This is a genomic window from Proteiniphilum sp. X52, from assembly GCF_003712195.1.
GTDB lineage: Bacteria > Bacteroidota > Bacteroidia > Bacteroidales > Dysgonomonadaceae > Proteiniphilum.
This window is the reverse complement of record NZ_RDSD01000051.1, coordinates 1-2,972: the sequence shown is the minus strand read 5'-3', so window position 1 is coordinate 2,972 and position 2,972 is coordinate 1. Positions and strand designations below refer to the sequence as shown.

The 2,972-nt window shown below is 37.0% G+C and carries 3 protein-coding genes; all 3 read left to right on the top strand.

Annotated elements, in window-relative coordinates; genetic code table 11:
• Window positions 1-333: 333 nt before the first annotated feature.
• Window positions 334-822 carry a hypothetical protein gene (locus tag D7D25_RS17440; protein WP_122970188.1) on the top strand — a complete coding sequence of 163 codons (489 nt, stop codon included), beginning with the start codon at window positions 334-336 and terminating at the stop codon, window positions 820-822.
• A gap of 5 nt (window positions 823-827) precedes the next feature.
• Window positions 828-2,177, top strand: a complete 1,350-nt coding sequence (locus D7D25_RS17435; protein WP_122970187.1) for a S8 family serine peptidase — start codon at window positions 828-830, stop codon at window positions 2,175-2,177.
• A gap of 1 nt (window position 2,178) precedes the next feature.
• The coding region (locus tag D7D25_RS17430) for a S8 family serine peptidase (RefSeq protein ID WP_148038981.1) at window positions 2,179-2,972 on the top strand (794 nt) is incomplete at its 3' end.

Genomic DNA, 2,972 nt, shown 5'->3' with positions numbered 1-2,972 from the left:
GACGAATTACCAATGAAAAAGTCAGATGTCTGTCGTCTGAAATAATGCACTGGTAACGTTTCCCGAATGTTAAAATCCGGAATCCGTGCAACGTTTTGCCGTTTTTTTGCATCTATATAGAAAAGTGTTTGTTTTGCCCGAAGCGAAAAGTCGCTTATTGTTCCTTTATATTCTTGATTTTTATATCTTTAAGGCACGATTTAATACTGAAAACCGATAGCGCGATGAATCCCGATACTCCTCCTTGCTGCTGATTCCGCCGGCAAGCCTCGCTTGCGGGCGGAATAGAGATAAAGAACTATTTTATTAAAAAAACAAAAACTTCAATAAATTATGAAAAGGAAAACATTTTTATTCGCCGCCATTTCCCTACTTCTACTGTTGGGCGGAGCGGGGTGCGAGAAAGAAGGATATTCCGATTATGTAGAAGGGTACATTGTTGCTTCTTTCCAAGCCGATAAGATTGGTGAGGATGGCATTGCATCTGGAAGAACTCCTATAGGATTTTGTATATTACTTGAAAACAGTAAAAATGAAAACTCTAACTATCCAATTGATTTCTATACTTTTAACTTACCTGATGGTCTTCTTGACTTTCCCAAAGAACTTATCGTTTCGGGATGTAATGGAAATAATTGTGGTCCTATATTTTTTCCGGAAAATAAAAGAACCTCTTATAAAATCAGATTTAATTACAAAGTATTAAAAGAAAGTGAGAATATGAATTTTGTATGCGGTCCTTGTACTGCAATGGAGCATTCATTCCCTTGGAAAAATTACTCAGAAATATTATTAAAGAGCATTGTTAAACTTGAAAAATAGCGACTATGAAAAAGAATTACCTCATTTATTTGTTGTTTCTGTGTGTTTTGATTATTTTCTTAACATCATCTACAACAGAAGATACTACTTATTATTATGCGTTTGATAAAAAGATACCACTTGTTGCTAAACATAATACAGTATTGGTTAAATATGACAAAGCGATTGGAAAAGAAAAGACAATAGAGTCGTTAAGAAAATTTTCTCCGAATGCAAAAATCAAATGGCATGATTCTTCTATCGCTGAAATTACAGATAACACACGAAAATCGATAAACGGTATTATTGAAAATTTACAGACAGATGAAACCATTTATTCTTGTCAACCGTTTTATACTTTAAAAGATGGCTTGGACATGGGAGTTACCGATGAGATTTTGGTTAGTTTTTTGCCGAAAGTTACCCGAGACCAACAAGAAATGCTATATAAAAAATTTGATATACAGGTTGTTAAAACAACCAAAATTTATCAGAAATTAAAAGTGAAAAAACGGGTTAACGCATTGGAAATAGCCAACAAAATATATGAAACAGGTTTGGTTGAATTTTCTACTCCTAATTTTATTTCATATTTTAAATCTAATCAAGTAATACCCAATGATACCTATTTTAACAGACAAATCGCATGTCATAATACCGGACAGGTTTTTACAGACGGGCATTCTGGGACACCGGATGCTGATATTGATGCGCCCGAAGCATGGGAGATTACAACAGGAAAAAGTGATATTATAGTTGCTGTTTTAGATCAAGGCGTTACTCCCAATCATCCCGATTTGCCAAATACAAGACAAGTGCGATTAAATGGAAGTAATTTTGGTGATGGTAGTGTTAATGATCCATCACCAACAGGAAATATGAACCATGGTAATTCTTGCGCCGGTGTTATAGCTGCTACAATGAATAATAATCAGGGTATCGCTGGTATAGCTCCAAATTGCAAAATTATGCCAATAAGAATATTTAATAGTGATGGACTGGGTGTGTCTCCTCCATCAACAGCTGATGCGATTGAATTCGCAGTTGACAATGGTGCAAACATACTATCAAATAGTTGGGGATACGGAACATCTAATCAAAATGCACATCCTGTAATTATCTCAGCTATTAATTATGCTTTAAGGAACAATAGAGTAGTTGTGTTTGCTGCAGGCAATGAGGCTAACCAAAATCTTAATGATGAAGGATATGTAAGCTTTCCTGCCAATGCTAATATTCCAAACCTTATTACTGTAGGTGCTTCTGACAGGAATGACCGTCAGGCAAACTACAGCCCTACAAGCAATTTAATCGACATTGTAGCTCCATCAAATCGTTCTATGCCATGGCAGAACTATCGCAGGAGAGACTTATGAAATGTGGTCGATTGATATACCGGGAAATGCAGGATATAATCCGTGGTCAGGGCCTTTAATCCCACCAGCAATCGGTGAAATCAATCCAAATTTTGGAGTTAACAACCTTGATTATACAGCTCGATTTGGTGGCACCTCTCATTCTTGCTCGGTGGTAGCTGGCGTTGTAGCATTAGTGCTTTCTGTAAATCCGACGCTTACTCCGCAACAAGTCTTCGATATTTTAATATCTACAGCGAATCAGGTTGGAGGATATACCTATACTAATGGAAGGTGCAATGAAATGGGCTATGGTAGAGTAAATGCGCATCATGCCGTTGTAGCTGCAATAAGAGCATTACCCCTCTCCGGCCCCTCAAACATTTGCGGTCAAGGAACTTATACATACACTATCAATCTACCTAATAATATACCCGTCTCATGGAATGTCTCTTCGGATATCCGTATTGTTTCCGAGCAAAACAATTCTGTTACTGTAGAAAGAAATCCAAATACCTATTATATGTATACGGACTCTTATATTGTTGCAGATGTTGGGGAGCCTTATAATAGCTCTTATGAGAGAAAAGATATTATTACTTGGAAGCAAGGCTCGATTAGAACTACTGATTTAATCGATATCTCATCTTCTCCTGATGACTACGGACAACCCTACAGATATACGGCACAATTGAAAGGTGATTTGCTGTATCGATTACCAAGAGCTCCTGAATGGTCGGTTTCCGCCGGGTTAAATTTAGAATTCAACGATGGGACAATGATCCGGTTTACTTCGAACTCATTGGAAGGAGAGTA

Coding starts and splice junctions, on each gene's coding strand:
- D7D25_RS17440 (WP_122970188.1), top strand. CDS start 334: ATGAAAAGGAAAACATTTTTATTCGCCGCCATTTCCCTACTTCTACTG.
- D7D25_RS17435 (WP_122970187.1), top strand. CDS start 828: ATGAAAAAGAATTACCTCATTTATTTGTTGTTTCTGTGTGTTTTGATT.